Source organism: Georgenia sp., assembly GCF_054605595.1.
Genome location: NZ_JBTSDU010000160.1, coordinates 1 through 5799, shown reverse-complemented (window position 1 = coordinate 5799; position 5799 = coordinate 1). Strand labels below are relative to the sequence as shown.

Here is a 5799-nt window from a genome sequence, read left to right as displayed (position 1 = left end):
TGGCGATCATGCGGATGGCCGCGTCCGACATCCGTGACGTGCCGAGCACGATGCCCTCGACGATCGGCAGGGCCCGCTCGAGCGCCTCCCGCTCGCGACGGTCGGACTCGCGGGAGTCGACGAGCACCACGGTGTACCCGGCATCGGCTGCCTCGTCCTGCACACCGTTGATGATCTCGAAGTAGACCGGGTTGGTGATGTCCGGGACCGCGAGCGCCAGCAGTCCCGAGTGGGTGGTGGACAGGGCGCGGGCCATCGGGTTGGTGCGGTAGCCGAGCTCGGCGGCCACCGCGCGGATGCGGGCCGCAGTGTCGGAGTTGACCCGACCGGGGCGGGAGAAGGTGCGCGAGACGGTCGACGGTGCCACGCCCGCGGCCTGAGCGACGTCGTAGATGGTCGGCGAACTGCGCCGACGGCCCCCCGGGGCCGGGCCCGACCCGTCGTCGGTGGTCCCGGGTTCTGTGGAGCTGTCGCCGCGGCCGTCGTGCCCCACCGGCCCCCACCTCCTCGTCGTTCCCGCATGGTGAAGGGCTCCGGCACGGTCCTGCCGGCCACCGGCATCCAGACTATCGGGCGCCGCACCGGCGGCCTGCACCGCGGGTCCGCGCCAACGGGGTCGGTCACCTGCGGAGACGTGGTGCCGGGTCGGCCACGTGTGACGGGCCGGACCGGCCACGACAGCACACAGCCCGCAACTCGTGGCAACGGCTTGGCGGTTCGAGGGTCGAACTGTTCTCATCGGACCACCGGGTGAGCGGGCCCCGCGCCCGGGGTCGGCGGAGATCCTGCTGACCGCACCCACCACGGCGGCACCGCGCCAGATCGACCGGTCCCGCCCGCACCGCACGCGCACCACGATCACCTGCTCCGCCGGCGCTCAACGCCGCCGGAGGCCGGAGCGGAGCAACGACGTAGTCTGACCCAGCATCACCCGATACAGGAGGAACCACGTGGTCGCCCGCTCCGACCTGCTCAGCGGGGACACCCGCGCCCTGGCCGACGCCGTGGGCGCCGAGTTGACGGACGCCGCACCCCTGGGCGTGGCCTACTCCGGCGGTGTCGACTCGGCCGTGCTCCTGGCGCTGGCCGTGCGCACGCTCGGTGCCGGGAACGTCGTTGCGCTGCTCGGCGTGTCAGCGTCCCTGGCCCGCTCCGAGCGGGCACTCGCGCACCAGACGGCACGGTTCGTCGGCGCCCGGGTGATCGAGGTCACCACGCACGAGGGGGAGAACCCCGAGTACGTGCGCAACGGCGTCGACCGGTGCTTCTTCTGCAAGGACGAGCTGTTCACCCGGATCTCCGACGACGTCGTGGCGGCCCACGGCCTCGCGGCGGTCGCGTACGGGGAGAACGCCGACGACGCCCGACGGCCCGACCGTCCCGGTTCGCGGGCCGCGACGAATCATCGGGTGCTCCGCCCACTCGCGGCCGCCGGCCTGACCAAGGCGCAGGTGCGTCAGGTGGCCCGGGCGATCGAGCTACCGGTCGCGGACAAGCCCGCCGCCCCCTGCCTGGCGTCGCGCATACCCCACGGCGAGGCCGTGACGCCGGCGAAGCTGCGGCAGATCGAGCGGGCCGAGGAGGTGCTGCGCGAGCTCGGGTTCTCCGACGCACGGGTGCGCCACCACGGCGAGATCGCCCGTATCGAGCTCCCCACGGCGGAGATCGCGCGCGCCGTCGACGAGGACGTGCGCCAAGCCCTGGACCGCGGCGTGCGGGACGCCGGGTTCCGGTTCGTGACCGTGGACCTCAGGGGCATCCAGTCGGGCGCCTTCACCCTGCCCCTGCTCCAGCTCCAGACGCGTGGCTGAGCCCCGGCCGCTGACGGGGCCGGCCCCCCGCGACGGCGGGGCGCCCCGTCTCACCGCGCTCGACCACGACGGCGAGGTCCCCGGCGTCGCCGAGCTCGACCACGACCGCGCCACGCGGCGCGGCTACCCCGAGGCCGTCTTCTGCGAGGGCAAGTCCCCCGCGCAGCTGCGCGCGATCGCGGCGGCACTCGCCCAGCACCACGCGACGGCCGGTACCGGACGCGCGCTGCCGTCCACGCTCTTCACGCGTGCCGACGAGGAGCGGGCGGCCGCCGTCCTCGACGTATTGCCCGACGCCCACCACGACCGGGAGGCCCGGCTGCTCGCCTGGCCCCCGACCCCGCCGGAGCCCACCGGCGGGCTGGTGGTGGTGGCCTGCGCCGGCACATCCGACCTCCCGGTCGCGCGCGAGGCGGAACTGACCGCCCGCTACCTGGGCCGGCGCACCGAGCTGGTCGTCGACGTCGGGATCGCCGGGCTGCACCGGATCCTGGGCCGCGTGGGCACCTTGCGGCGGGCGGCCGCGATCGTCGTCGTCGCGGGGATGGACGGGGCGCTGCCGGGAGTCGTCGCCGGCCTGGTGCCGGCGCCCGTCGTCGCCGTGCCGACCTCGGTGGGGTACGGGTCGAGCTTCGAGGGGCTCGCCGCGCTGCTCACGATGCTCAACTCCTGCGCACCCGGGGTGGGTGTGGTGAACATCGACAACGGGTACGGCGGCGGCCACCTGGCCGCACAGATCGCCGCGCCCCGCACCGACTGATCGGGCCGTGCCAGGATGGCCGGCATGAGCACTGTCTTCAGCAAGATCATGGCCGGCGAGATCCCCGGGCGGTTCGTCTGGGCCGACGACGTTTGCACGGTCTTCTCGACCATCGCCCCCATCACGGACGGGCACATGCTCGTGGTGCCCCGCGCGGAGATCGCTCAGTACACGGAGGCGCCCGACGACGTGCTCGCGCACCTCGCCCTCGTGGCGAAGACGATCGGCCAGGCGCAGCAGGCGGCGTTCGGCTCGCCCCGGGCGGCCGTACTCGTCGCCGGCTTCGAGGTCGAGCACCTGCACCTGCACGTGCTGCCCGCCTGGGACGAGGCCTCGCTACGGTTCGGCAACGCCCGCCCGGACCTGCCCGCCGCCGAGCTCGACGCCGCCGCCGAGAAGGTCCGCTCCGCGCTGGTGGACGCCGGCCACGGCACCCACGTGCCCGCCGCGCTCGGTTCGCCCGCGCTGGCCTGAGCCCGCGTCCCCCGGCGCCGGGCGGTCATCGGACGGGCCGTCAGAGGATGGGCGGTCAGGGGACGGGCCGTCAGAGGATGGGCGGTCAGGGGACGGGCCGTCAGAGGACGGGCGGTCAGCGGACGGGCGGTCAGGGGACGGGCGCGACGTCGGCGGGCTCCGGTGCGCCGTCGACGGGCCCGGACACCTCGTCGGTGGCCTCCGGCACACCCGCAGGATCGGTCTGCTCGGACCCGGCCGCCGGCTCGGAGTCGGGCACCGTGGGGAAGGTGCGCCACGGCCCGAGCGTCACGCTCGCATCCGTGCGGACCTGGATCCGGCGGTAGTCCAGCGCCTCGCCGGTGTCGCGGTCGAGGCGCAGCACGGTGAGCTCCGCGTCCCCGGTGAGCGGCCCGACCGTCACCCCGCCGCCCGCGCCGCCGCCGCTGGACGTGCTCACGTAGCGCACACCGCGACCCACGACCCGGGGCCCCTCGGTGCGGTGCCAGTGCCCCGAGAGCTGCAGCCGCGCGCACCCGGCGTCGAGCGTGGGCCCGCCCACCCGGGGGTTGTGGACCAGGAGGATGTCGACGGGGTCGCCGCCGTCGGCCTGCGCGCAGGCGACATCGGCCAGGCGGGTGCCCAGTTCGGGGATGGTCTCCGCCCGCTCCGGGCGCGTGCCGGACCCCACGGCGGTGAGGGTGGGGTCCGTCTCCCCAAGGACGCGGATCCCGGCCACCTCGACGGGGTCGCCCGACAGCACGGTCCACCCGGCGTCGCGCTCCTGCTGCGCCGTCGTGACGGAGTCGTGGTTGCCCGTCGACACCACCACCGGGATGCCCTGGGGCACGGCGGCGGCGATGGCGTTGACGCAGTAGGACTCCACGGACGTCCCGGACATCACCGTGTCACCGGCGTCCAGCAGCACCTCCGCGCCGGAGTGCTCGAGGGCGGTGGCGACCAGGCGCGCCATCCCGACGTTGCAGTGCATGTCCGAGACGAGCAGCAGCGTGACGGGGTCGGTGACGCCGTCCGCGGCCACGGCCGGCGGGTGCAGGTCCCGGCCCGTGGCCGGACCCGGCAGCAGGAAGCGCGGGAAGGTCTCCGGGTGCGGGGCCCGAGCCTCGGGATCGGCCGCGTACTCCGCGGCGAGGGCGGCCGCCGCGGTGTCGTAGAAGCGCTCGTTGCCGAGATAGGCGTCCTTCACCACCGGGCCGTACGTCTCGATGAGATCCGCGAGGCGGCCGGTGATCCGGGCGCCCTCCGCCGGGGTCCCGGCCAGCACGGCGGGACTGTAGCCGGTGGCCCGGTACGGCGTCGTCGTCGTGGGCACCACCACCGCGGCGACGACGGCGACGACGACCGCGCCCACCAGCGGGGCCACCCCGGGCCGGGCGAGCGCACCACGCAGCTCGTCGCGGAGCCGCCCGCGCGAGGCCAGCCGGCCGGCGGCGATCATGACGAGCATCAGCGACCACAGCACGGCCGTGCGGCCGAGCGCGTCGGTGACCAGGCCACGCACGGGATCGGCCAGGGCCACCGCCGGCTGCCCGAAGAGCTGGCCGTAGGCCTGCAGATCGGCGAGCAGGCCCGAGGTCGGGCTGCCGGCGAGCTGCAGGGCGCTCGGGATCTCGGCGACCTGGACCCGCACGCCGAGCGGCCAGGGCAGGGGTGAGTCGAGGATGACGGCGCCGAGCGGGCCGAGCCCCACCGTGATCTCCCGGTCGAGCGTGACCTCGTACTCCGCCTCGTGCGGGCCGAGCGAGGAGTGCGTGCCGGCCGAGGAGACACCGACGGCGGCCGCGAGCAGGCCGGTCACGAGCAGGGTCGCCGTGGTGCGCGCCACCCGACGTGTGGTGGTGCTCTGGCGGTGCCACCACGCCCAGCGGCGCCGCGGCCGGCGTTCGGTGTCGTCCATCGTTCCTATTGTCGCCCGATCGGGGTCCCACGTGCACCGAGACGGTGCACGGCCCATGCTGGAGCGGGCACGCTCGACCGACGTGCCCACCGCGACCGGGAAGATGTGCAGGATGGGCCAAGACGTCCAGGCCAAGGTGTACACGCGCGCCGACCACACCCGGCACCGCCGGGCGATCCGGCGCTGCCTCGATGCTCTCGAGCGCATGCTGGACGCCGGCTCGTTCGTGGAGGACGAGTGGCGCACGGGGCTCGAGATCGAACTGAACCTCGTGGACGGCGATCTCGCGCCGGCGATGAACAACGCGGAGGTGCTCGAGCACATCGACGACCTGCGGTACCAGTCCGAGCTGGGCCGGTTCAACATCGAGCTGAACGTCGATCCGCGGCGCATCGACGGCCAGTCCCTCCGCGCACTCGAGGCGGCGCTGCGCAAGAGCCTGAACCGGGCGAGCGACCGGGCCGGCGACCTGGGCTCACGGATCGTCATGGTGGGCATCCTGCCCACGCTCCCGGCGCCCGAGCCCGGCTTCTCCTGGTTCTCGGACAGTGCGCGCTACCGGCTCCTCGACCAGGCCGTGCTGTCCGCACGGCGGGAGGACATCCTGCTGGACATCGCCGGTGCGGAGCGGCTGGAGATGACGTCCGACACGATCGCGGTCGAGGCCGCGTGCACGTCGGTGCAGCTGCACCTGCAGGTACGCCCCGGCATGTTCGCCCGGTACTGGAACGCGGCCCAGGTGCTCGCCGGGCCGCAGCTCGCGCTCGGCGCCAACTCGCCGTACCTGTTCGGGCACCACCTCCAGGCGGAGACGCGCGTGGAACTGTTCCTGCAGTCCACCGACACCCGTCCGCCGG

General features: G+C 74.5%; 5 protein-coding genes and 1 pseudogene. 4 read left to right on the top strand and 2 right to left on the bottom strand.

Going from position 1 to position 5799, the window contains the following annotated elements:
* Positions 1–367, bottom strand: a 367-nt coding sequence (locus ACYC1Z_RS13790; RefSeq protein ID WP_461410098.1) for a LacI family DNA-binding transcriptional regulator, incomplete at its 3' end; no start/stop codon positions are given.
* 583 nt (positions 368–950) lie between these two features.
* Between ACYC1Z_RS13790 and larE the strand changes: the two genes are divergently transcribed.
* From larE to ACYC1Z_RS13775, 3 genes are read left to right on the top strand one after another with little or no spacing between them, the layout of a single operon-like run.
* Positions 951–1811 (top strand): ATP-dependent sacrificial sulfur transferase LarE, encoded by an 861-nt coding sequence (gene larE, locus ACYC1Z_RS13785; protein ID WP_461410097.1) that lies wholly within the window; start codon positions 951–953, stop codon positions 1809–1811.
* Positions 1804–2571 carry a nickel pincer cofactor biosynthesis protein LarB gene (larB, locus tag ACYC1Z_RS13780; RefSeq protein ID WP_461410096.1) on the top strand — a complete coding sequence of 256 codons (768 nt, stop codon included), beginning with the start codon at positions 1804–1806 and terminating at the stop codon, positions 2569–2571. Before larE ends, larB begins: the two co-directional genes overlap by 8 nt.
* A 24-nt stretch (positions 2572–2595) precedes the next feature.
* Positions 2596–3045 (top strand): HIT family protein, encoded by a 450-nt coding sequence (locus tag ACYC1Z_RS13775; protein ID WP_461410095.1) that lies wholly within the window; start codon positions 2596–2598, stop codon positions 3043–3045.
* 130 nt (positions 3046–3175) lie between these two features.
* Here ACYC1Z_RS13775 and ACYC1Z_RS13770 read toward each other — a convergent pair whose 3' ends face one another.
* Positions 3176–4942, bottom strand: coding sequence for a metallophosphoesterase family protein (locus ACYC1Z_RS13770; RefSeq protein WP_461410094.1), 1767 nt, complete (start codon positions 4940–4942; stop codon positions 3176–3178).
* A gap of 55 nt (positions 4943–4997) precedes the next feature.
* On the opposite strand from ACYC1Z_RS13770, the pseudogene ACYC1Z_RS13765 reads away from it, so the two are divergent.
* Positions 4998–5799: pseudogene (locus ACYC1Z_RS13765) on the top strand (glutamate--cysteine ligase); the annotation flags it as partial.